This is a genomic window from Pelagimonas varians (genome assembly GCF_003208435.1).
In the GTDB taxonomy this organism is placed as follows: domain Bacteria; phylum Pseudomonadota; class Alphaproteobacteria; order Rhodobacterales; family Rhodobacteraceae; genus Pelagimonas; species Pelagimonas varians.
On the sequence record NZ_QKMF01000012.1, the window covers coordinates 94,038 to 116,104 of the forward strand.

The window sequence follows — 22,067 nt, forward strand, 5'->3', positions numbered from 1 at the left end:
TAACCCCTGTTGTCGGTATTGCTTGATGTCAGCCTCACATGATTCTGAATTTTATCAAACGATAAATTTTGACCATTTGGTACATTTTTCAGGAAGTTGTTCAAAAATCAGGCAAAAAATATTGATCGAGCCTAAGACTTAACCACCTAGATATACGATCTGGGGCATCAGTTGAACGCATTTGTCCGTATCGCCGTCCAAAACCATCTGCGCCGCAATTTGCCCGATCTCGCGTCTAGGTGTCCGCGTGGTCACAATTTGGGCTGGCAGGGATTCGGAGAATTCCAGCCCGTTGAACCCCGCCAAGATGACACCTTTTGGCACACAAATCCCCTGCGCTAGGCAGTGAAACAATCCGCCTGCGGCCAAATCATCATTCGAATAGTAGATTGCGTCCAAGTCAGGATGCTCTTGCATCAGTTGCCGCGTTTGTGCCCGCCCGGCCGGTGCCGATGATGGTGTGTCCGACGTTTGTATGGCGGTGATTTCCAGCCCGGCATCCCTCAAAGCGCCGCGAAACCCGTCCAAGCGCTTGGTCGCTCGAATGTCAAAAATTTGCGTGCAGTTCACATAGCCTATTTTGCGTGCTCCGCTGGCCAGCAAGGTGCGCGCCATTTCGGCCCCTGCCTGGGTATGCGAAATCCCGACGCAGTTTCCGATCGCTGTGCCATCAACATCCATCACCTGCACCAGCGTTTGTTCAGACTGTCGCAACAAAATCTTGGCCGCTTCAGGATGATCCAGACCGGTCACGATTAATCCGGCGGGCCGCCAACTCAGCATGTTGCGCAGCACGTCAAGTTCGGTATCGGGGTTATAGTTTGTGACGCCGAAAACCGGCTGAAGCCCACTGCCCTCGATGGTTTCGACGATGCCCGTCAGCATTTCAGCAAACACCGTATTGGTCAGGCTGGGAACGACGACCCCCACCAGTTGCGTGCGCTTCGAGGACAAAGAGGCCGCCAATGGGTTGGCCACATACCCTATTTGCGCCGCAGCTTGCTGAACGCGATCCCGGCTAAGCTGAGAGACCTCAGGCGCACCGCGCAGCGCCCGGCTTGCGGTCATCTTACTGACCCCCGCCACCGCCGCAACATCAGCCAAAGTTGCCTTTTGCGTCATCATGTTCTCACATTCAAAAATTACAACACGACCATACAGGTCCACCGCCAATTGACAACCGGTATCGATACCGTTACCGATACCACAACATCAGGAGTGACAGCATGCATCAAAACGTTACGGTAATCGGACTTGGATCGATGGGCTATGGCATGGCCAAATCAGCTCTGGCTGCCGGACACTCCGTCTGGGGCTCGGATCTAAATGCAGATCAAACGGCCAAGTTTCAGGCCGAGGGTGGCCAAACTTCGGATATGGCGCAAAATTTGGATCAAATCGATGCCGCTGCAGTGGTTGTTTTGAACGCCGCTCAAACCGAAAGTGTGATGTTTGGCGATCATGGTATCGTTGCGCAGATGCGCACCGGGGCTGTGGTGCTAGGCTGTGCAACGGTCCCACCAGAGTTTGCCAAAGACATGGAAGCGCGCTGCGCCGCACAGGGCGTTCATTACCTTGATGCCCCTATCTCCGGCGGCTCGATCAAGGCCGCGCATGGCCAATTGTCGATCATGGCTGCTGGAACGGACCAAGCCTTTGCCGCGGCGCGCCCTTTGCTGGACGCCATCGCTGAAACCGTATTCGAACTGGGCGATCACGCCGGACCCGGCAGTGCGATGAAAGCAGTGAACCAACTGTTGGCTGGTGTTCATATCGCCACAATGGCCGAAGCCTTGACCTTTGGTATGACCCAAGGCGTATCACCCGACGATTTTGTCAAGGTGATCAGCAAATGCGCAGGCACCAGCTGGATGCTTGAAAATCGTGCACCCCATATTGCGCAGGGCGATTATACACCGCACAGTCAGGTCAATATCTGGCCCAAGGATTTGGGCATTGTTCTTGATGTCGCCAAGTCTGCACAGTTCAGCGCGCCGATCACAGCAGTCGCTCTCCAACAATTCATTGCCGCCGCCGGCATGGGCCTTGGAGCCGAAGATGATGCTGCGGTTGCCAAAGTTTATGCCCGCAATGCCGGTTTGACTCTACCAGGAGAAGCCTAACCCATGCCCAATATTGCCCTAGTTGCCCATGACGCGATGAAAGCGGAAATCGTTGATTGGGCCAGCCATCATAAATCCCGTCTGGTCGGCCACAATATCTATGCCACTGGAACCACCGGTGGCCGGCTCCAAGACGATGCCGGATTGAACGTCGAGCGTCTGCTAAGCGGCCCTTTGGGCGGCGATGCCCAGCTTGGAGCAATGATTGCGGAAAAGCGGCTGGATGCGCTGATCTTTTTCATCGACCCCCTGTCAGCGCTTCCGCATGACGTGGATGTCAAATCCCTGTTACGGTTGGCGATTTTGTATAACACACCGCTTGCCGTGAACCGGTCTACGGCCACCGCATTGGTGCGTCACCTCCAGAACAAGGATTGAGTCCATGACAACGGTGTTGGGATGCATTGCCGATGATTTCACCGGTGCCACTGACTTGGCAGGCCTTTTGGCGCGTTCGGGTGTGCGTGTCAGTTTGCGCATGGGTGTGCCAAGCGAGCCGCCAGGCGATACCGCCGCTTTTGAAGTTATTGCCCTGAAATCGCGCACTGCGCCGGTGAAGGACGCCGTGGCCGAAACCCGGCAAGCCCTCAAATGGCTTCAAGCCGCGGGTGCCAAGCGGTTCTTTTGGAAATACTGTTCCACCTTTGACAGCACAGCGACCGGCAACATCGGTCCCGTGGCCGAAGCCCTCATGGATGATCTCGGCTGTGACCAGACGATCTACTGTCCGGCCTTTCCCGAAAACGGCCGCTCGATCTTTATGGGCAACTTGTTTGTGGGCCAGCAACCGCTTGCCGAAAGCCCGATGAAAGATCACCCGCTGACCCCCATGCAAGACAGCAACCTGATGCGTCTTTTGACGCCGCAGGTCACCCGCCCGGTAGGACTTGCGGACAGGCTGACAGTGGCGCGCGGCGCACAGGCATTGCGGGCAGATCTGGCCGCGCAAAAGGCGCAAGGCACAGCCCATGTTGTGGTTGATGCCGTGGCAAACTCGGATTTGGAAATCATCGCCGAGGCCTGCCGCGATATGGTTTTGATGACCGGCGGGTCAGCCGTTGCCATGCCCCTGCCTGCGTTGTATTTGGCCGATGGCACATTGTCAGCCGACGCGCCCAAAGCCGTCACTCCAACACTTGAGGCCGGCAGCATTCTTTTGTCCGGCAGTTGTTCCGCGATGACCAACAAACAGGTTGCGCAATACCAAACGACCGGTGCGCCATCCTATCAGCTGGACCCGTTGACCTTGGCAAACAGCGGCCCGCAGACGGTGCTTGAGTGGTTGTCCAAACAGGATTTGTCCCAAGCACCCTTGATCTACGCAACAGCCTCGCCCGACAGCGTTAAAGCAGCCCAAGCCAAACTGGGCGTGGCCGAAGCCGGTGAATTGATCGAAAGCGTCCTCGCGGCCTGCGCCGTTGCAGCACGCGATGCTGGGGCGCGCCGGTTCATTGCTGCAGGCGGTGAAACCTCTGGCGCAATCACCAAGGCTTTGGGTGTGACCCAGCTGGATATTGGCGCGGAAATTGCGCCGGGCGTGCCGTGGTGTTACGCAATATCAAACAGCCACCAAATTGCGCTGACCCTCAAATCCGGTAACTTTGGGACCGAGACGTTCTTTGCCGACGCCCTCGCCAAATTGGAGGCGGCATGACCTCGGAAACCCAGCTTCGTGAACAAATATGTCTTTTGGCCAAGTCGATGTTTGATCGCGGGCTTACCGGTGGATCAACAGGCAATATTTCCGCCCGCACCGAAGACGGTGGATTGCTGGTCAGTCCGACCGGCACCAGCTTTGGCCGCCTTGATCCAGGTCGCCTCAGCCGGTTTGATGCCGAAGGGATTTTGATATCTGGCGACAAGCCGACCAAGGAAATGCCCCTGCATTCCGCCTTTTACGAAACACGCAGCACCGCTGGTGCCGTGGTTCATCTGCACTCATGCCATTCGGTGGCTCTGTCGATGATGCCCGACGTCGATCCTGACAATTTCCTGCCCCCCTTGACACCTTATGGAATTATGAAGTTGGGTAAGGTTCAGCTGCTGCCCTTTTTTATGCCGGGTGATCCGGCCATGGGCGACGCAGTGCGCGGGCTGGCAGGCAAACGAAGCGCTGTGATGTTGGCCAATCATGGCCCCGTTGTCGCGGGCAAAGACATCGAAGCCGCCTGCAACGCCATTGAAGAATTAGAAGACACAGCACGACTGGCGATGATGACACGCGGCATGGCCCCGCGCGCATTGACCCTCGATCAGGTGCAAACCCTGGTAACCAAGTTTGAAGTAGAGTGGGACGTATGAAGTTTTCAGCCAACCTTGGCTTTTTGTGGGCCGATCGCCCTTTGCCAGACGCCATTCGCGCCGCCCATGCAGCCGGTTTTGACGCGGTTGAATGCCATTGGCCGTATGATTTTCCTGCCGCCGAGGTGAAAGCCGCGCTGGAGGAAACCGGCCTATCAATGCTGGGTCTCAACACCCGCCGCGGCGATGTCACTGCCGGCGAAAACGGTTTGGCCGCCCTGCCCGGCCGCGAGACAGAGGCGCGCGAGGCGATTGACCAATCCATCAGCTACGCCTTGGCCGTCGGGGCAAACTGCATACATGTCATGGCCGGATTTGCATCGGGACAGCAGGCCCATGACTGCTTTGTCGGCAACCTCACTTATGCCTGCGCCAAGGCCGCGCCCTACGACTTGACGATCCTGATCGAGCCATTGAACCGCCACGATGCCCCCGGCTATTTTCTGACCACCACCGGGCAAGCCCGCGACATCATCGAAAAAATCGCAAACCCGATCCTGAAGCTGATGTTTGATTGCTATCATGTGCAACTGATGGAGGGCGACATTAGCCATCGCCTGCATGATCTGTTGCCGTTGATCGGGCATATCCAATTTGCCTCCGTCCCTGATCGCGGACCACCAGATCGCGGTGAATTGAACTATGGCCACATCTTTCAGGTGATCCGTGATTTGGGGTATGACAGCCCGCTGGGGGCCGAATACAAACCCCAAGGCATGTCAGACTGGGATCTTGGCTGGCTGCACGACGCGCAAGAGCTTTAATCCCCCCAAACACAACTGCCCAACCAGTTCAGATCGCGGCCCTTAACGGGCTGCGATCATTTGCATTTTTGCGTCTGGAACACTCCTGTATCGTTCATTTCCGTTGCGGAACGCTGCCCGTTCGCGTCAACAAAATATCACTTTTCAAATATTTCCTCTTTTGAATGGTTCATTTTTTGAAGTATATGGCAGATCTGACCAAATGGACTCATCATGCCTACACCAGACACACCCACCAAAAGCGTTTTCGATATCCATGCCCTTGAAGGCATCTATTTACTGTATTGGAAGATGGAAGACTGCACAGAGGCCATCGACATACCGATACCCCTCAGCAAAAAAGAACGGCACATGCTGGTCTGCCTCGATCAACCACGCCGCATGGGCGATTTGGCACGCGAGCTTTTGGCCCTGCCCTCAACGGTCACAGCAATGGCAGACACACTTGAAGCCAAAGGACTTTTGTTCCGCGAACGCGACCCGAATGATCGCCGCGCCTGGCTTTTGTCCCTGACCGAGCAAGGTCACGACATGCGCAAGGTTATGGCCAGCAAGGCCAGCGATCTGTTTCGCGACATCTCGGGCTTGTCTGATGACGAACTCGATCAATTTGCCAAAATCGCTTTGAAAATTCGCAGCCGGATTATGGAAACCGGAATGCCGAAAGGACCCCAAACGTGAAAAACATTTTTATTGCATTGGTTTTTGCGTCGCTTGCAAACACCGCGCTCGCTCAAGATACGGCCAGCCAGAACCGACCGGTCAAACTGACCACCGCCACCGCTCAGGATCAACTTCTGGTGCGCCAGTTCTACGGTCAGGTTGTGGCCAAGCAATCCGTAGATTTGACCTTTCAAGTCGCCGGCCAGATTTACAAATTCCCTGTGATCGAAGGATCAACTATTCCCAAAGGGGCCTTGATCGCCCAACTGGATCTGGAGCCCTTTCAGCTGTCGCTTGATCAAGCCCGATTGCAAAAAGAACAGGCAGCCCGCAATCTGGGGCGCCTAACCCAGTTGCGCGGAAGCACGGTCAGCCAAGTCAACGTAGATGATGCTCAAACCCAAGACAGCCTAGCCGATATTGCCGTACGCAATGCGCAAAATGCGCTGAATCATGCCACGCTGAACGCGCCCTTCGATGCTTTGATTGCCACTCGCAACGTTGCCAATTTCACAACCATCAGCACGGGTAGTCCGATTGTGCGCATCCACGACATGTCGGAATTGCAGATTGAAATCGATGTGCCGGAACTGCTGTTTCAACGCGCATCTGCCAACACCAACGTTCGTTTCACTGCGCAGTTTCCTGCCAGCGATCAGCTGTTTCCGGTCGAGCTTCGGGAATTTGATGCTGAGGCGTCGAACGTCGGGCAAACCTTTCGCCTGACTTTGGGCATGGAAAAACCCGCCGGTCTCCAGATCTTGCCCGGCTCATCTGTCACAGTGCGCGCGCAGGCCGAAACCCCCGGCACCGCTGAGATTCCAGTGCCGACCACAGCCCTAGTGGCCCAAAGTGATGGCAGCGTCGCCGTTATGGTTTTTGCCCCTACCGGCGCTGATAGTGGCACTGTGACCCTGACCCCTGTGACGATCAAACCCTCGGACGACGGCCATTTCGTTGTCATGTCGGGGCTGGAAAGCGGTTCGGAAATTGTCGCGACCGGTGTCCAGAAACTGACCGACGGGCAAAATGTGCGCCGCTTCACCGGTTTCAAGAACTGAGGCCGGACATATGAACATCGCACGCGCATCCATCGAAAAACCACTTTACACGTGGCTCATCATGCTCATTTGCCTGTTTGGCGGCATCTGGGGCTTTTATTCACTTGGCCGCCTCGAAGACCCTGCCTTTACCATCAAGGTCGCGGCTATCCAGACCACCTATGCCGGGGCCAGCGCCGAACAGGTCGCAATGGAAGTGTCGGAGCCTTTGGAATCCGCCATCCAGAAGATGGGCGAAGTCGATAAGATCACATCGGTCAACTATCCCGGCCTTTCGATCATCGAAGTCGAAATCAAACCAACCTACGACGGCACTGAACTGCCTGAAATCTGGACAAAGCTGCGCGCCAAGGTGCGCGATGCATCGCGCGGACTGCCCTCGGGGGTCAGCCAACCCTATGTGAACGATGCCTTTGGCGATGTGTTCGGGATTTTCTACGCCATCACCGCAGAAGGATTTAGTGATGCGGAACGGCATGAATTGGCCACCTACATGCGCCGCGAAATACTGGCGGTGGAGGGTGTCGCGGATGTGCTCGTGTCCGGTCTGCCCGACGAGGCGATCTTTGTAGAACCTGATCTGACGTTGACCGCGCATCAAAATATTCCGCCGCAATCGATTTCGAGCGCGATTGCCAACGCCAACTCTGTTTCGGATTCCGGTAGTCTGAACGCAGATGGCACCAAGACGATCATTCGCCCCCCCGAAGGGTCAGACAGCGTTGACGCGATTGCTGGCCTGTCGATCGGGGCCGGTGGCACCGTGGTCAATCTGTATGACATCGCATCAGTGTACCGCGCACGTCAAAGCGACCCAAGCCTGATGGTCCGCCACAACGGTGTCGATGCCTTTACCATCGGCATTGCGGGCCTCGCCACCGAGAACATTGTCGAGGTCGGCCACCGCGTCGATGCACGGATCGAAACCTTGACTGAAGACATCCCGCTGGGCGTTGAAAAGCATTCGATTTATCAACAACACCATGTGGTCGAAACCGCGTCCGATGATTTTCTGGTCAATTTGGCCATGTCGGTTGGCATCGTGGTGTTGGTGCTTGCCCTATTTATGGGCTGGCGGGCCGCTGTCGTCGTCGGCACCACTTTGCTACTAACCGTCGTCGGAACACTGCTGTTCATGAGCCTGTTTTCAATCGAGATGGAACGCATTTCGCTGGGGGCTTTGATCATCGCGATGGGGATGCTGGTCGACAACGCTATTGTTGTTGCTGAAGGCATGCAGATTTCCATGTTGCACGGGCGTAATTCGCGGGCTGCGGCGGATGATGCGGCCTCGAAAACCCAAATCCCGCTGCTTGGGGCCACTGTCATCGGCATCATGGCCTTTGCGGGTATTGGGCTATCCCCGGATGCCACCGGTGAATTCTTGTTCTCGCTCTTTGCGGTGATCAGCATTTCGCTGATGCTCAGCTGGGTTTTGGCGCTGACTGCCACCCCTTTGCTTGGGCACTATTTCTTTGTGCAAGGCCATGAGGAAACAGAGGCCTACTCCGGTCTTTTGTTCCGCATGTATCGTTGGGGGCTAAAGCTGGCGCTTAAACTCTGGTGGCTGGTCATTCCAGGTTTGATTGTGGTGACCGTTGCCTGCTTCGCCGGCTTTGGTCTGATGAAGCAGCAGTTTTTTCCCAACTCAAACACGCCACTGTTTTTTGTGCACTACAAACTGCCACAAGGCACGTCGATCGATACAACATCCGAGCATCTAAAACAGGTCGAAGACTGGCTTTCCCAACGCGATGATGTTGTTTCAACCACCACCTTTGTGGGTCAGGGTGCAACCCGTTTCATGTTGACCTACTCGGCGGAAAAACCGAATCCCAGCTACGGCCACATGATCATCCGGACCGAGTCGATCGACAAGATCCCTGCCTTGCAAGAAGACTTGGAACGCTTTGGCAAAAACACCTTCCCAGAAGGCGAGTTCCGCACAAAACGTCTGGTGTTTGGCCCCGGCGGCGGCGATCCGATCCAAGTCAGGTTTTCCGGTGCAGACCCGGCTGTTCTGCGCCAGTTGGGCGACGAAGCGATTACGATTTTGACCAATGCTTCGGATGATTTGTACGATCTGCGCACAAACTGGCGGGAACAGGAATTTGCGTTGCAGCCGGTTTATGCAACCAACCGTGCACAGACCGCCGGGATTGATCGCGAAGACGTAGCGGCAGCGCTGCTTTTTGCCACTGACGGCGTCGCAGCAGGCGTGTTTCGTGAGCGCGAACGCTTGATCCCGATCATCGTCCGCAAACCGCGCGACAAGGACGACAATCTGATGGATCAAGTGGTCTATTCTTCTGGCAGCAACGGCGTCTTGCCGATTGAACAAGTGCTGGACGGTTTTGACTACGATATTCAAGACACACTGGTGCATCGCCGCAATCGGGTCCTGACCCTGACCGTCGGCGCTGATATTCCCGTCGATCAAACTGCGGCTACGGTGCACACGCAAATCCGCGCAGCGGTTGAGGCGATGGAGTTGCCATTGGGCTACACCATGGAATGGGGCGGTGAGTTCGAAAGCTCAAGCGATGCCCAGGCCAGTCTGGCCGGACAATTGCCGCTCAGCCTGTTGATCATGGTGCTGATTTCCGTGCTGCTGTTTAATGCGCTGCGCCAACCGATCATCATCTGGTTGTTGGTGCCCATGTCGGTCAATGGTGTGGTCATCGGCTTGGTCGGAACCGGTCTGCCCTTCACGTTTACAGCGTTGTTGGGCCTGCTCAGCCTGTCAGGCATGTTGATCAAAAACGGCATTGTTCTGGTCGAAGAGATTGACCTGCAACGCGAAGAAGGTCTGGCCTTGAACGATGCTATTGTCACGGCCTGTGTGTCGCGCTTGCGGCCGGTTCTATTGGCCGCAGTCACAACCATTTTGGGCATGGCACCGCTGCTGAGCGATGCATTCTTTGTGTCGATGGCGGTCACCATCATGGGCGGTCTGGCCTTTGCCACTGTGCTGACATTGATCGCCGCACCGGTATTTTACATGGTATTCTTCCGCCGCGAAGAAGCCCGCAGACTGGCCGCACTGGCCATCTGATACAAACGCATAAAGGGCCCCTCATTTGGGGCCCTTTTTATTGCTACAAATACGCAGTGCCTATGTCCTTATATATCTTTGACCAAACGCAGCGCATCATAGATGGCTGCATGGGTATTGCGGGCACTGACCGCATCGCCAATCCGGTACAGCGCAAACGCCCCGTCCCGATTGCGCATTACCGCTTGAGTGCGGCCTTCGATCAAAGCGTCATGGTCGACCTCTCCGAAATTGGACGACAGCGCTTTGAGATCAAAATAAAGATCGGCCAGTGGCAAGGTTCCGTAATTGATGACCACCTGATCGTACTGCGCACTTGATGTGTGATCGCTGTAGTCGGTGCCAATCGTCGCCTCTAGCAGGTTGCCACTGCGCGCGACGTCCAACAATCGGCGAGTAACGGTGAAACGCACATCCTTGTCTTGCAAACTGCGCATATAGGGCACCAGATTCATCGCCATGATATCGGGTGCAAATGTACGATCCGGTGTCATAATCTCAACCGCCGCGCCCGCATTCGCCAAGACCTCTGCCGCCATAAGCCCCGGATGATCGCCTGCCTCGTCATAGACCAGAACATTGCTGCCCGGTTTGATGTCACCCGAGATAATATCCCAGCTGGTGACCACATCGGTCTGGTCGCGGCCACTTTCGAACAATTCGTTATTGGGCAATCCGCCCGTCGCGACGATCACGACGTCGGGTGAAAGCGCGATGACATCAGCCGCTTCCGCCCAGGTGTTGAAATGAAAACTCACGCCCCGCGCCGCACATTGCGCCATGCGCCAATCAATGATGCTGATCATCTCTCGGCGGCGGGCGTTTTGGGCCGTCAGCCGAACCTGACCACCGGGATCCGGTTGCGCCTCGAACACTGTCACCTTGTGCCCGCGTTCCGCCGCAACCCGCGCGGCCTCAAGCCCGCCGGGGCCTGCGCCGACAATCACTATGTTTTTGGGTTTGTCCGCAGACGTTGCAACGTGCGGCATCGTCAATTCACGCCCCGTGGCAGCATTGTGCATACACAGCGCTTCGCCAGCCTGATAAATTCTGTCCAGACAGTAGGTTGCACCGACGCAGGGGCGAATATCCTCTTCGCGGCCCTCGACTATTTTTTGAACGATATGCGGGTCGGCCATATGGGCGCGGGTCATGCCCACCATATCCAAAAGACCCGCCGACACCGCATGACGTGCTGTGGCAACATCCGGGATCTTGGAGGCGTGAAAGGTTGGCATGCCGGTTACTTTGCGCACCTGCCCCGCAAAATCGAGATGCGGCGCATTCGCCATGCCTTGCACGGGAATCACATCGGTCATTGCTGGATCGGTGTGAATGCGGCCACGGATCACGTTCAGGAAATCAACTTGCCCCGTATCTTTGAGCATTTGCGCAATCTGCAACCCTTCTTCGGCGGTGGTGCCGCCCGCCTGTGCTTCATCTGCTGTGAACCGGAACCCGACAATGAAATCATCCCCGACCCTTTTACGGATTGCAGACAACACATCCGTTGAAAATCGCAGCCGGTTTTCCAAGGTTCCAGTGCCATATGGCCCTTCAAGCTGATTGGTGAGGGGGGACCAGAATTGTTCCAACAGATGCCCATAGGCCTGCAGTTCAATACCGTCCATTCCGCCCGCCTGCATACGTTCGGCCGCATCCGCAAAATCAGTGATAATGCGTTCAATATCCCAGTCTTCGATCATCTTGGGAAAGGCCCGGTGCGCCGGTTCGCGGTGCGGACCGGGGGCCACCGACGGCAGCCAATTGCCTTTGTCCCAGCCTGTCCGGCGCCCCAGATGGGTCAGCTGGATCATCACTGCGCAGCCATGGTCGTGACAGGCATCCGTGAGTTGCTTGATCCACGGCACCACCTCATCCTTGTAGGCGAGGATGTTGTTGAATACCGGCGGGCTGTCTTTGCTGACCGCCGCAGATCCTGCCGTCATCGCCAGCGCCACACCGGCCTTGGCCCGTTCCGCATGGTAGGCAGCGTAGCGCTCCTTGGGCATCCCGTCTTCGGGATATGCGGGTTCATGGCTGGTGGTCATGATCCGGTTGCGCAATGTCAGATGTTTCAACTTGTAGGGCTGCAAAAGCGGGTCGTTTGACATCAAATCAATCCTTAGTACCACATATCTGACATGCTGGCCTTTTTGCGGGCCATATAATCACGTAATTCGTCGTCGGTCGCGACGTCCATTGGCGGCGCTTCGTAGGTGTTCAGCACCTCTTTCCATTTCGCATTGGCGCGGCTGGCTGCATCCACCCTGCCCTGTTCGTCCCAGGTTTCAAAGGGCTGATCGTCAGTCAAACCGCTGTCCCAATAGGCGGTTTCATAATGGCGAAGGGTGTGGTCTGTCCCAAACAAATGTTCGCCCGGGCCGTTTTGCGCCAAGGCTTCGACCCCCAGAGTGTCGTCGTTCACTGCGATGCCGCCCAGATAGGCATGCAATGCCCCGCACATATCAGCATCCAACATGAATTTTTCATAAGACATCGACAATAGCCCATCCAGAAAACCCGCCGAATGCAGCACATAGTTGGCCCCCGACTGCACCGCTGACATCATCGACATCATGCTTTGCTGCATGGCCTGCGCGTCTGGTAATTTCGAAGTGCTGAAGTTGCCTGCGCATCTTAGCGGCAGGTTCAAACGCCGTGCCAATTGCCCCATGACCAAAGATCCAAGCGCTGGTTCAGGTGTGCCAAACGTCGGCGATCCGGTACGCAATGACATGGAGCTAAGGAAAGCGGCCAACACCGCTGGCGCGCCCGGGCGAACCAATTGCGTCAAAGCGCATGACACCATGCTTTCAGCCAGACATTGCGCGACGGCCCCCGCCATCGTCAGGGGCGACACCGCTCCGCCCAACAAGAACGGCAGATGAATGCTGCCCTGCCCCGCAGCCGCATATTCACGAATTCCCTGCGTGGTGACACCGTCCAGAACCAAGGGAGACGTGGTGTTGAAGTTGCCCATAATCACACAGTTCTGGTCAACGAAATCAGTCCCAAACAAGATACGGCACATTTCAATACTGTCTGCGGCGCGCTCGGGCGCGGTGATCGATCCCAAAAACGCACGGTCGGAATAGCGCATGTGGGCGTAAACCATATCCAAATGGCGTTTGTTGACCGGTACATCGGTTGGTTCGCAGATCGTGCCGCCAGAATGATGCAGCCAAGGCGAGCTTTGGCCAAGTTTCACAAAATTCTCAAAGTCTTGCAGAGTGCCATAGCGCCGCCCCTGATCCAGATCCATCACAAAGGGCGATCCATAGGATGGCGCAAAAACCACCGCATCACCGCCGATTTGCACAGATTGGGCGGGATTTCGGGCGTGCTGCGTGAACTGCGCCGGCGCGGTCTTTAACAATCCACGCACCAAACCCGGTTCAAACCGCAGGTTTGCTGCGGTGTCTGAAACGTGACGCACCTGCGCCCCCGCAGCCTTAAACAGCCGCACGGTTTCCGGATCATCCCGGACCTCGATCCCGATTTCAGCCAGAATACGGTCGGCGGCGGCTTCGATACGCTCCAGACTACCTTCGCCTAGCAGATCATAAGTCGGAATTCCGCGCGTGATATAGGGCACATACATATGAGGATTGTGCCCGCGTCCGGCGCTGCGTTGCGGTTTGGATGTCTTGCGGCGGCGCGTGCGGGGCCGCTCTTGGATGTTGGCTGACATGGCTGATCCAGGGGTTAGCGAGTCTCTTTATGAGCCCTCAATGACACCACCGTCACCCAACTCGACATATGTGTCAATAAACTTGTATACTGCCCGCTGCCCTGTTACCAAACAGCATGACCACGGCGACCAAACCCAACGATAGCGAAGCTGCCTGGCTGGACGCAGCTTATGACATGCTGACCGAAAACGGCGTTGACGCCGTCAAGGTCATGCCTTTGGCTAAACGCCTCGGGGTGTCACGCACCGGATTTTATTGGCATTTCAAGGATCGCGATGCCCTGCTGGATGCCATGGTGCAACGTTGGGAAGACAAAAACACCGGCAATCTGGTGGCCCGAACCGAAGCCTATGCCGAGACCATCGCCGAGGCGATGTTTAACCTGTTCGACTGCTGGCTGGACGACACACTGTTTGATGCCAAGCTGGATCTGGCAATCCGCAATTGGGCGCGGAACGACCCCGCCCTTCAAACTCGGTTATCGGAAGCGGATCAAACCCGTGCGCGGGCCGTGCAGGCCATGTTCGAACGCTTTGGATTTACGCCCGCCCAAGCCGAAGCCCGCGCCATGACGGTGGTCTACACCCAGATCGGCTATATTTCGATGCAAGTCTTCGAAGACCGCGAAAGCCGCATTGAACGCATGCCCGACTACGTCGAGGTCTACACTGGACAACCGGTGCAAGGTTCCGACATCAAACGGTTTTTTTCGCGGCAAAATGTGGAATTCCTAAAAAGCTGACCGCGTCCCGAAACAGCACCCATGTTACTCCGGCATGCAAATTTGCCCTTTCATAGCGGCAAGTGTTGTCCGGAAAATCAGCGCTGCCACGATTGCAATCAAGACCGCTAAAAACACAAATGCAAGGCTGGTGTGAAAGGGCGATCCTGCCAAAGTGCCATAGCGAAATGTCGCTACGGTCAGCGATGCGGCCGGAAAGCTTAGCGCCCAAAACGACAAGGCGAAAGGGAGCTTGGCAAAACCGGGGGCTTGGACAGTGACAATCGCGGTGAAGGTAATCGCCGCGTAAAACAAGACCCGCGCAAAGGCATCAAGCTGCCCGCCATTCAGTTGCAACCAAGCCAATAAGCCAACCGCAGGCGGCGCAATCAATATGCCAAGCGTCGGCAACAGGCGGCCGGGCAAAGGATCATGAAAAATCAACCGGTTCATCACCAAGGTCAGCAGCACAATCCAAAACAACATACCGGTGGCAAAAAACAGCCAGCTTAGCTCGACAAACCCGAATGAAACGCCGGCAATCGGGGCCACGACATTGCCAACCGCCGGAATGAACCATGCGGGGGAAATATGGACAGGTTGAAAGGGTTTGCGCCCGATCCATCCAGAAATCACCGCCAGTGTCAGCCCTGCTTGGCCTATGGCCCCCACGACCCAGACCATACGCGCCAGTTCTGGCATATCGGCCCGCATCGCCGTGGCGATCAACAAAAGCGAGATCGAAATTGCCGGAAAAAATGCCAGTTTGACGGGGTGGTTCCATTCTTCGGCTATTGCTTTGGGGAAACGCCCGGCCTTGAGCGAGAACAAACCGGCGATCAGAACAAAGTCGGCGATGGTCGCCCACAATGAAAGCGTGGACGCAAAATGTCGCCATCCCAATTGGGTTTCGGCCATGTGTAAGGCCAGTGTCAGGCCTGCCATCCCCATCACAGTTGCAAACAGGGTAACCGGCAGGTGTTGCAACCTGCTGTCAGCTGGCGTCGCGGGAATATCTGTCATGGGAGGCCTTATTGTCTTGCGCTTCACATTACGCTTTTCGAATATCATTGTAGACTTTGCGTTGACACAGATCAAAACAAAAGGCCGTGCGATTGCTCACACGGCCCTTGGGAATTTTCGCTTTTATATGATCTCAGGTGTTGAACAGGAAGTGCAACACATCGCCATCTTTGACGGTATAGCTTTTACCCTCAGCGCGCATCTTGCCCGCGTCTTTGGCACCGTTTTCACCGTTGCACGCCAGATAGTCATCATAGGCGATGGTTTCGGCGCGGATAAATCCACGTTCGAAATCGCCATGAATCACCCCGGCCGCCTGCGGAGCCTGCGTGCCGGATTTGATCGTCCAGGCACGCGCTTCTTTCGGGCCAACCGTGAAGTAGGTTTCAAGGTGCAGCAGTTCATAGCCAGCCTTGATCAAACGGTCGAGACCGGCCTCTTCGAGACCAAGTTCGCTCAAAAACATCTCGGCTTCGTCATCTTCGAGCTGGCTGATCTCTTCTTCGATTTTGGCCGAGATCACCACGTGGGTGTTACCCTGCGCTGCCGCCATTTCCGCCACCTGCTCAGACAAATGGTTGCCGGTTGAGGCTTCGCCTTCGTCAACGTTGCAGACATACAGAACCGGCTTGGTCGATAGCAATTGCAGCATTTTCCAAGCTTTGAGGTCATCATCGTCGACCTCAACCAAGCGGGCGGGTTTGCCCTGCTCAAGCATCGCCATGGCTTCTTTCATCAGGCGTTCTTGTTGAACCGCCTCTTTGTCGCCACCGCGGACCTTACGGGTGATGTTCTGCAACCGCTTTTCCAAGCTTTCCATGTCGGAAATGATCAGCTCGGTCTCAATGGTTTCAGCATCGGACACCGGATCAACGCGGCCATCCACATGGGTCACGTCTTCGTCTTCGAAACACCGCAAGACATGCGCAATCGCGTCTGTTTCACGAATATTGGCCAAAAACTGGTTGCCCAGACCTTCGCCCTTTGACGCCCCTTTGACCAAACCGGCAATGTCCACAAACGTCATCCGCGTTGGAATGATCTGTTTGGATCCGGCAATCGCGGCCAGTTTATCAAGTCGCGCGTCCGGCACGCCCACGTCACCCACATTGGGTTCGATCGTGCAGAACGGAAAATTGGCCGCCTGCGCTGCGGCGGTTTTGGTCAGCGCATTAAACAACGTCGATTTACCCACATTGGGCAGACCCACGATTCCCATCCGAAAGCCCATGCTGGCGGCTCCTTTGCTATAACGGGCTGCTTCTATGGCCTGTGCGCCGGTAACTCAAGCCTTGGCGAACGCTGGCAGCACACGCTTCCAGAAACGCCACGCCAAAAGCACTGCCGCACAGCCCAAACCCAACACCAAACCCATCCAGATCCCCGGGGCGTCCCAGCCTAAGGTTATGCCAAAGATATAGGCCGATGGCAGACCGATGCCCCAATAGGAAAAAGCTGCCATGACCATCGGCACTTTGGTGTCCTGTAGCCCGCGCAAAATCCCGAGGTGCATCACCTGCATCGCATCGACAAGCTGGAACAGCGCTGCAAGCGCCAGCAAAATAGTACCCAGCCGCATGATTTCGCCCAGCGCCGGTTCGTCAGGATCAAAGAAAATGCCCAGCAGTTGCGCTGGAAACATCAAAAACGCTGCCGTCGATATCGCCACCAAGATCAAGGACATCACATTCACCACTTTGGCCCCATTGGCCAGATGAACCGCATCACCCCGACCTTTGGCATTGCCCGCACGGATGGTCGCTGCGTTTGAAAGCCCGACATGCATCATAAAGGTCGCACTTGCGATTTGCAGCGCCGCACCATGCGCCGCCAGAGGCACTTCGCCCAGCCAGCCGATCAAGACAGCCGATACAGCAAACAAAGCCACCTCGGCCAAGGTCGTCAAACCAATCGGAAACCCCAGCTTGAACACGCGGGCGAACATATCGCTGTCGGGCTTCCAAAAGCGGACAAACAATTGATGTTGCGGTAGTTTTTTAAGCGCATAGACAATCGTCAAAATCAAGGCGACGGATGTCGACAACACAGAGGCCAAAGCCGCGCCTTGCAGTCCCAATTCCGGAGCGCCCCAATTGCCAAAGATCAGCGCGTAGTTGACCACACCATTCATCACGGCCGCGGCCACTGTGATCCACAACACAATGCGGGTGTGCTCCAATCCGGCAAGATAGCTTTTCATCACCATCACACCCAGCGCAGGCAACATGCCCCATCCCGCAATGCGCAGATAGATTTGGGCATTTTCAGCCACGTCCGGCGCTTGACCCGTTGCCAAAAGCAGCGCCTTTGAGTGCCACATCAAAGGCATAACCATCGCGAAAAACAAAATGGACCACCAGAGGGCCATCCGGGTGGACCGGCGGATTTGCTGGTCATCATCCTGGGTGGCAAATTCGGCGACCATCGGCATCACCGCAAAGGCAAAGCCAGAGCCAAACAGCAGCAGTGAAAAGAACAGCGACCCAGCCAGCGTCATCGCCGCCAGTTCGGGCACGCCATACCACCCCATCATGATGGAATCAGTCAAACCGATTGCAAATTGCGCCAAATGGCCGCCCACCAAGGGCAGACCTAAAACCAAGACGGCACGACTGTGCTGCCGGTATGTCATTTCTGTCTTTGTCATAACCCGCAGTTAGGCACAGCCAAGATTTGACGCAAGGATTCGCCGCATCTGAACATTCAATGCATCCAAAACTCACCTTTCATGTTATAAAGGAGTCTTTAAGCGATTGACGTATGAGGTTTGAGATGCCCGGTGCCGTTAATGCAAATTCACTATTTGAAGACACTTTGGTTTTCCTGACCGAACTGGAAGAAAACAATAATCGCGAATGGTTTCAGGATCATAAGACGCGATATGATACGCAGATCAAACGCCCCGCCGAAGGGTTAATGGGGGACGTGGCCCATTGGCTGGCCGCGCGTCATGGTACACTGCCCAAAGCGAAACTGTTTCGCCCATATCGGGATGTGCGGTTTTCCGCAGACAAAACCCCGTATCACACTCATGTGCATATTCTGTGGTCCCTGCCCGACGGGCGCAGTTGGATGACCGGTATTTCGCCGTCTTATGCCACGGCGGGATGCGGAGTTATGGGGTTCGAGCGTGATCAGTTGGATCAATACCGCGCTGCAATAGATCGCAATGCCGGTGCCGAGATCGAAACTTTGTTGGTGTCAGGTCATTGGCGGCTGGAAGAGCCCGAGCTGAAACGCGTTCCGCCGCCCTACCCCCAAGACCACCGTCACGCCCAACTGTTGCGCCGCAAAAGCTTGGTCGCATGGCACGACGATCTGCAAGACGCGCTACGCGATGATCCGGGCCAAGCCCTAAAAGATGTGTTCAAGGAAATGGCCGAGGTACACGAATGGCTGGGCCGCACACTTTGCTAGCGGCGGCCCAACGGCTTGTTAAATCGTAGAACTAGGACGTCGATTTACGTGTATCCGGATGCAACGCTGTCCCCAGAATATGGTCTGCGCGATGGATCACATGGCTGGCACCGCTGACAATAAGCGGGTCAGGTGCGCACGCGATCTCGGTGTCTTTGCCTGGGTAATCCAACGAGGCCAAGAAGTGACGCATACAGTTCAGACGGGCCCGTTTTTTGTCGTTGGATTTGATTACAGTCCAGGGCGCATCGGCGGTGTCCGTGTAAAAGAACATAGCTTCTTTGGCTTCGGTGTAATCATCCCATTTTCCCAAAGACGCTTTGTCGATCGGGCTTAGCTTCCATTGCTTCAATGGATCTGTTTCGCGGCTTTCAAAGCGCGACCGCTGTTCGTCTTGCGTCACGGAGAACCAGTATTTGGACAGCCGAATGCCGGAACGTACCAACATCTGTTCCAAGTCCGGCGTCTGGCGCATGAATTCAAGGTATTCACCCGGCTCACAAAACCCCATAACCCGCTCAACCCCTGCACGGTTGTACCATGACCGGTCATACAGGACGATTTCACCGCTTGTCGGCAGATGGTCAATATAACGCTGGAAATACCACTGGCCACGTTCTTCGTCTGTCGGCTTGTTCAACGCAACAACCCGCGCGTTCCGAGGGTTCAGGTGCTCGGTGAAGCGCTTGATCGTTCCGCCCTTGCCCGCCGCATCGCGCCCTTCAAACAGCAAAACAAACTTTTCACCGGTTTCCTGTGCCCAGTGCTGTACCTTCAAGAGCTCAGCCTGAAGTTGGGCTTTTTGCTTTTCATAATCGCGGCGCGACAATTTTTTGCTGTATGGGTATTTACCGGATTCAAATGCGCGGCGGATGTCATCAGACGTCGGCTGCGCGGCGCTGGGGGCTTCGGGTTGGACCGCCGGTGTTGGCGCAACAGCTGCCGGCTTGGCGGTGGCACGGGCTGGCGCAGTACCGCCGTTGGGATTGGCCGTGGCATTGGTCACTGGGGTCTTGGGCGTCGTGGCAGAAGGTCGCGCTGTGGTCATTTAAATTCCTTTCGAGGTGTTTGGCCGGAGGCTAGCGGCCTTCCGCACTCCGCGCTTTGACCCCTGTCAATAAACCGTCATAAAACGCGCATCATTTCGGTTTGCGACCACAATTTTCCAGATGGCATTGATTTTCCCCACCGGTTGCGGCAACACGTGCTGACCTTCCTGCGGAGAGCACCATGACTCGTATCGACACCAAATTTGCCCAGCTTGCCGAACAGGGCAAAAAAGCCTTCGTTGCCTATATAATGGCAGGCGATCCGGATGAGGCGCGTTCGCTTGAGCTCATGCGCGGGATGCCGCAAGCAGGGGTCGATGTGATCGAACTGGGTTTGCCCTTTACCGATCCAATGGCTGATGGCGAAACCATTCAACTGGCTGGCCAACGTGCGCTTGATGTCGGCATGACATTGGACAAGACACTGAACATGGTCCGCGAGTTTCGCAAAGACGATGATACAACACCAATTGTGTTGATGGGCTACTACAACCCGATCTATTCGCGCGGTGTTGATACGTTTTTGGTCCAAGCCAAAGAAGCCGGTATTGATGGGCTGATTATCGTCGACCTGCCCCCCGAGGAAGATGACGAACTGTGCATTCCCGCACAAAACGCCGGTTTGAATTTTATTCGCCTTGCGACCCCGACAACCGATGACAAACGCCTGCCCAAGGTGCTGACCAACACGTCGGGCTTTGTCTACTATGTATCGATCACCGGAATCACCGGCGCGGCCGCGGCGCAGGCCGTCGATGTTGCTCCGGAAGTGGCACGTATCAAAGCCAAGACAGATTTGCCTGTCATAGTTGGCTTTGGCATCCGCACACCTGAAACTTCGCGCGATATTGCCTCGGTTGCGGATGGCTGTGTGGTTGGCTCTGCGATTGTCAGCGAAATGGCATCGGGCAAACCGATTTCCGAAGTGCTGGCATTCATAAAATCACTCGCGGATGGTGCTCATTCCGCCTGATAGCTGAGCAGGCGCGCCATTGCGCCTGCGAGTTCTTCGCGCCGGACGGGTTTGGGGACATGGGCATCCATGCCGCGCCGCAGGTATTCTGCAGCTTGATGCGGCATGGCATTGGCCGTCAGGGCGATGATCGGCACGGGTGTGCGTTTGGTGGCACGCTCATACACCCGGATCCGTGCCGCCGCTTCGATCCCGCAGAGCACCGGCATATTCACATCCATCAAGATAATATCGCTGGGATCTGCTTGAAACGCTTTCACCAGCTGGGCACCGTTGTCGACGAACCGCAAGTCAAAGTCATAAGGCTTTAACAACAGCTCCAAGACCTTTTGGCTGGTCAAATTATCTTCGGCCGCCAACACCCGCCAAGGTTTCGACCTGAGGATTGCATCTCTGTCCGCGGGTGTTGCACCGGTGTTCCCGTCGTCGCGGGTGCCCAGAGCCATTGGAAATGTCGCGCTAAACGCCAAACCACGGGTATTGTTAGCCGCGCAGTTCAGATCACCACCCAACATCTGACATGACCGGCGCAGCAGTTCAAACCCAAGGCCGTCGCCACGTTGATGCCCCTGCGCGGCAACAGTTAGCTCATCGCCCGTCTCTGGTGCCGTGGGGCCCGTGTCCGCCACTGTCAGGCTAAATATATCGTCGTCCAGCATCACCAGCAGGCTCACGCTGCCGGTGTCTGTTGCTGCAATTGCCGATCCCAGCAAGGTTTTTAGAGCCTGTTTGACCCTTGATCGGTCCCCCTTCACAAAGCCGCGCACCCCGGGTCCAAACTCAACATCGAACTGAATTCCCTTGGCCAAGGCCTGTGCGCCAAACGGTTTTTGCGTCTCGCGGATCAACCTTGGAAGATCAAAGTTCTCAATGTCAGGCTGTTCTTGGCCCGCCTCCAGACGCGCCAGTTCCAGCATCTGTTCCAAAAGCTTGGTCATCTCTTCGCCGGCACTCGCGATCGTGCGGGCCATTTCGGTGCTGGCCAGATCCAGCCCCGCCTCTTGCAGAGCGGCAGACATACCAAGGATTGCATTCAGCGGCGTGCGCAGCTCATGCCCAATCATGTCCAAAAACCGGGTTTGCCCCGGCAAGGGGTCTTTGGCCGTCACCGCCGTGTCCTGATCACCAAATGTTTTCCCCTAGCTAAGCAATATCAATGAACACTGGCTTAAGAGCGTCTTTTTCGCATTTGCCAAAATGGCGCATTGCATGTTTTCACCCA

Annotated in this window: 19 protein-coding genes; 11 read left to right on the forward strand and 8 right to left on the reverse strand. The window is 55.9% G+C overall.

All coding sequences use genetic code 11. The features are described 5' to 3' along the window. Positions 1-138 precede the first annotated feature (138 nt). Positions 139-1,125, reverse strand: a complete 987-nt coding sequence (locus tag C8N36_RS15755; protein WP_097805778.1) for a LacI family DNA-binding transcriptional regulator — start codon at positions 1,123-1,125, stop codon at positions 139-141. Between the two features lie 101 nt (positions 1,126-1,226). On the opposite strand from C8N36_RS15755, the gene ltnD reads away from it, so the two are divergent. The 8 genes from ltnD (at position 1,227) to C8N36_RS15795 (ending at position 9,967) form a co-directional block, all read left to right on the forward strand. Beyond that, positions 1,227-2,123: an L-threonate dehydrogenase gene (gene ltnD, locus C8N36_RS15760; protein WP_097805779.1), complete on the forward strand. Its 897-nt coding sequence runs from the start codon at positions 1,227-1,229 to the stop codon at positions 2,121-2,123. 3 nt (positions 2,124-2,126) lie between these two features. Then, positions 2,127-2,501 (forward strand): methylglyoxal synthase, encoded by a 375-nt coding sequence (locus C8N36_RS15765; protein WP_097805780.1) that lies wholly within the window; start codon positions 2,127-2,129, stop codon positions 2,499-2,501. Positions 2,502-2,505: 4 nt separating this feature from the next. After that, a complete protein-coding gene (gene otnK, locus C8N36_RS15770) occupies positions 2,506-3,777 on the forward strand; it encodes a 3-oxo-tetronate kinase (protein ID WP_097805781.1) in 1,272 nt (423 codons plus the stop codon). After that, positions 3,774-4,424, forward strand: coding sequence for a 3-oxo-tetronate 4-phosphate decarboxylase (gene otnC, locus C8N36_RS15775; RefSeq protein WP_097805782.1), 651 nt, complete (start codon positions 3,774-3,776; stop codon positions 4,422-4,424). Before otnK ends, otnC begins: the two co-directional genes overlap by 4 nt. Beyond that, positions 4,421-5,188: a hydroxypyruvate isomerase family protein gene (locus C8N36_RS15780; RefSeq protein WP_097805783.1), complete on the forward strand. Its 768-nt coding sequence runs from the start codon at positions 4,421-4,423 to the stop codon at positions 5,186-5,188. The genes otnC and C8N36_RS15780 overlap by 4 nt, the downstream gene beginning before the upstream one ends. Positions 5,189-5,401: 213 nt before the next feature. Continuing rightward, positions 5,402-5,869: a MarR family winged helix-turn-helix transcriptional regulator gene (locus C8N36_RS15785; RefSeq protein WP_097805784.1), complete on the forward strand. Its 468-nt coding sequence runs from the start codon at positions 5,402-5,404 to the stop codon at positions 5,867-5,869. Then, on the forward strand, positions 5,866-6,912 hold the full coding sequence (locus C8N36_RS15790) for an efflux RND transporter periplasmic adaptor subunit (RefSeq protein WP_097805785.1): 1,047 nt from the start codon (positions 5,866-5,868) through the stop codon (positions 6,910-6,912). Before C8N36_RS15785 ends, C8N36_RS15790 begins: the two co-directional genes overlap by 4 nt. Before the next feature lie 10 nt (positions 6,913-6,922). Beyond that, entirely contained in the window at positions 6,923-9,967 is a 3,045-nt protein-coding gene (locus tag C8N36_RS15795) for an efflux RND transporter permease subunit (RefSeq protein WP_097805786.1), read from the forward strand. Positions 9,968-10,035: 68 nt separating this feature from the next. Here the strand turns inward: C8N36_RS15795 and C8N36_RS15800 are convergent, their stop codons facing one another. Continuing rightward, positions 10,036-12,081, reverse strand: coding sequence for an NADH:flavin oxidoreductase (locus C8N36_RS15800; protein ID WP_097805787.1), 2,046 nt, complete (start codon positions 12,079-12,081; stop codon positions 10,036-10,038). Between the two features lie 11 nt (positions 12,082-12,092). After that, positions 12,093-13,661, reverse strand: a complete 1,569-nt coding sequence (locus tag C8N36_RS15805) for a trimethylamine methyltransferase family protein (RefSeq protein ID WP_097805788.1) — start codon at positions 13,659-13,661, stop codon at positions 12,093-12,095. A 116-nt stretch (positions 13,662-13,777) separates the two neighbouring features. Here C8N36_RS15805 and C8N36_RS15810 point away from each other — a divergent pair, with 116 nt between their 5' ends. After that, positions 13,778-14,404 (forward strand): TetR/AcrR family transcriptional regulator, encoded by a 627-nt coding sequence (locus C8N36_RS15810; protein WP_097805789.1) that lies wholly within the window; start codon positions 13,778-13,780, stop codon positions 14,402-14,404. Positions 14,405-14,428: 24 nt separating this feature from the next. Here the strand turns inward: C8N36_RS15810 and C8N36_RS15815 are convergent, their stop codons facing one another. The 3 genes from C8N36_RS15815 to C8N36_RS15825 all read right to left on the reverse strand — a co-directional run bounded on the left by C8N36_RS15815 (position 14,429) and on the right by C8N36_RS15825 (position 18,053). Continuing rightward, the gene (locus tag C8N36_RS15815) at positions 14,429-15,406 is read right to left on the reverse strand and encodes an SLAC1 anion channel family protein (protein ID WP_097805790.1); all 978 of its coding nucleotides are present in this window, start codon (positions 15,404-15,406) and stop codon (positions 14,429-14,431) included. A 133-nt stretch (positions 15,407-15,539) separates the two neighbouring features. Then, the gene (gene ychF, locus C8N36_RS15820; protein WP_097805791.1) at positions 15,540-16,637 is read right to left on the reverse strand and encodes a redox-regulated ATPase YchF; all 1,098 of its coding nucleotides are present in this window, start codon (positions 16,635-16,637) and stop codon (positions 15,540-15,542) included. A 54-nt stretch (positions 16,638-16,691) separates the two neighbouring features. Continuing rightward, positions 16,692-18,053 (reverse strand): MATE family efflux transporter, encoded by a 1,362-nt coding sequence (locus tag C8N36_RS15825; protein WP_245910861.1) that lies wholly within the window; start codon positions 18,051-18,053, stop codon positions 16,692-16,694. A gap of 125 nt (positions 18,054-18,178) precedes the next feature. Here C8N36_RS15825 and C8N36_RS15830 point away from each other — a divergent pair, with 125 nt between their 5' ends. Continuing rightward, positions 18,179-18,823, forward strand: coding sequence for a DUF2461 domain-containing protein (locus C8N36_RS15830; protein ID WP_097805836.1), 645 nt, complete (start codon positions 18,179-18,181; stop codon positions 18,821-18,823). A gap of 31 nt (positions 18,824-18,854) precedes the next feature. On the opposite strand, the gene ppk2 is transcribed toward C8N36_RS15830, so the two are convergent. Beyond that, positions 18,855-19,871, reverse strand: a complete 1,017-nt coding sequence (gene ppk2, locus C8N36_RS15835; protein ID WP_097805792.1) for a polyphosphate kinase 2 — start codon at positions 19,869-19,871, stop codon at positions 18,855-18,857. Positions 19,872-20,053: 182 nt separating this feature from the next. Between ppk2 and trpA the strand changes: the two genes are divergently transcribed. Next, positions 20,054-20,845, forward strand: coding sequence for a tryptophan synthase subunit alpha (gene trpA, locus C8N36_RS15840; RefSeq protein ID WP_097805793.1), 792 nt, complete (start codon positions 20,054-20,056; stop codon positions 20,843-20,845). Here the strand turns inward: trpA and C8N36_RS15845 are convergent. Continuing rightward, positions 20,833-21,954: a hybrid sensor histidine kinase/response regulator gene (locus C8N36_RS15845; protein ID WP_097805794.1), complete on the reverse strand. Its 1,122-nt coding sequence runs from the start codon at positions 21,952-21,954 to the stop codon at positions 20,833-20,835. The two genes, trpA and C8N36_RS15845, sit on opposite strands and share 13 nt — an antisense overlap. Positions 21,955-22,067: the final 113 nt, after the last annotated feature.

What these genes read in the sequence shown, in the direction of transcription:
- ychF (WP_097805791.1), bottom strand. Translation starts at nt 16,637, where the DNA reads ATGGGCTTTCGGATGGGAATCGTGGGTCTGCCCAATGTGGGTAAATCG.
- otnK (WP_097805781.1), top strand. Translation starts at nt 2,506, where the DNA reads ATGACAACGGTGTTGGGATGCATTGCCGATGATTTCACCGGTGCCACT.
- C8N36_RS15785 (WP_097805784.1), top strand. Translation starts at nt 5,402, where the DNA reads ATGCCTACACCAGACACACCCACCAAAAGCGTTTTCGATATCCATGCC.
- trpA (WP_097805793.1), top strand. Translation starts at nt 20,054, where the DNA reads ATGACTCGTATCGACACCAAATTTGCCCAGCTTGCCGAACAGGGCAAA.
- ltnD (WP_097805779.1), top strand. Translation starts at nt 1,227, where the DNA reads ATGCATCAAAACGTTACGGTAATCGGACTTGGATCGATGGGCTATGGC.
- C8N36_RS15805 (WP_097805788.1), bottom strand. Translation starts at nt 13,661, where the DNA reads ATGTCAGCCAACATCCAAGAGCGGCCCCGCACGCGCCGCCGCAAGACA.
- C8N36_RS15765 (WP_097805780.1), top strand. Translation starts at nt 2,127, where the DNA reads ATGCCCAATATTGCCCTAGTTGCCCATGACGCGATGAAAGCGGAAATC.
- otnC (WP_097805782.1), top strand. Translation starts at nt 3,774, where the DNA reads ATGACCTCGGAAACCCAGCTTCGTGAACAAATATGTCTTTTGGCCAAG.
- C8N36_RS15755 (WP_097805778.1), bottom strand. Translation starts at nt 1,125, where the DNA reads ATGATGACGCAAAAGGCAACTTTGGCTGATGTTGCGGCGGTGGCGGGG.
- ppk2 (WP_097805792.1), bottom strand. Translation starts at nt 19,871, where the DNA reads ATGACCACAGCGCGACCTTCTGCCACGACGCCCAAGACCCCAGTGACC.
- C8N36_RS15780 (WP_097805783.1), top strand. Translation starts at nt 4,421, where the DNA reads ATGAAGTTTTCAGCCAACCTTGGCTTTTTGTGGGCCGATCGCCCTTTG.
- C8N36_RS15810 (WP_097805789.1), top strand. Translation starts at nt 13,778, where the DNA reads ATGACCACGGCGACCAAACCCAACGATAGCGAAGCTGCCTGGCTGGAC.
- C8N36_RS15825 (WP_245910861.1), bottom strand. Translation starts at nt 18,053, where the DNA reads ATGACAAAGACAGAAATGACATACCGGCAGCACAGTCGTGCCGTCTTG.
- C8N36_RS15800 (WP_097805787.1), bottom strand. Translation starts at nt 12,081, where the DNA reads ATGTCAAACGACCCGCTTTTGCAGCCCTACAAGTTGAAACATCTGACA.
- C8N36_RS15830 (WP_097805836.1), top strand. Translation starts at nt 18,179, where the DNA reads ATGCCCGGTGCCGTTAATGCAAATTCACTATTTGAAGACACTTTGGTT.
- C8N36_RS15795 (WP_097805786.1), top strand. Translation starts at nt 6,923, where the DNA reads ATGAACATCGCACGCGCATCCATCGAAAAACCACTTTACACGTGGCTC.
- C8N36_RS15815 (WP_097805790.1), bottom strand. Translation starts at nt 15,406, where the DNA reads ATGACAGATATTCCCGCGACGCCAGCTGACAGCAGGTTGCAACACCTG.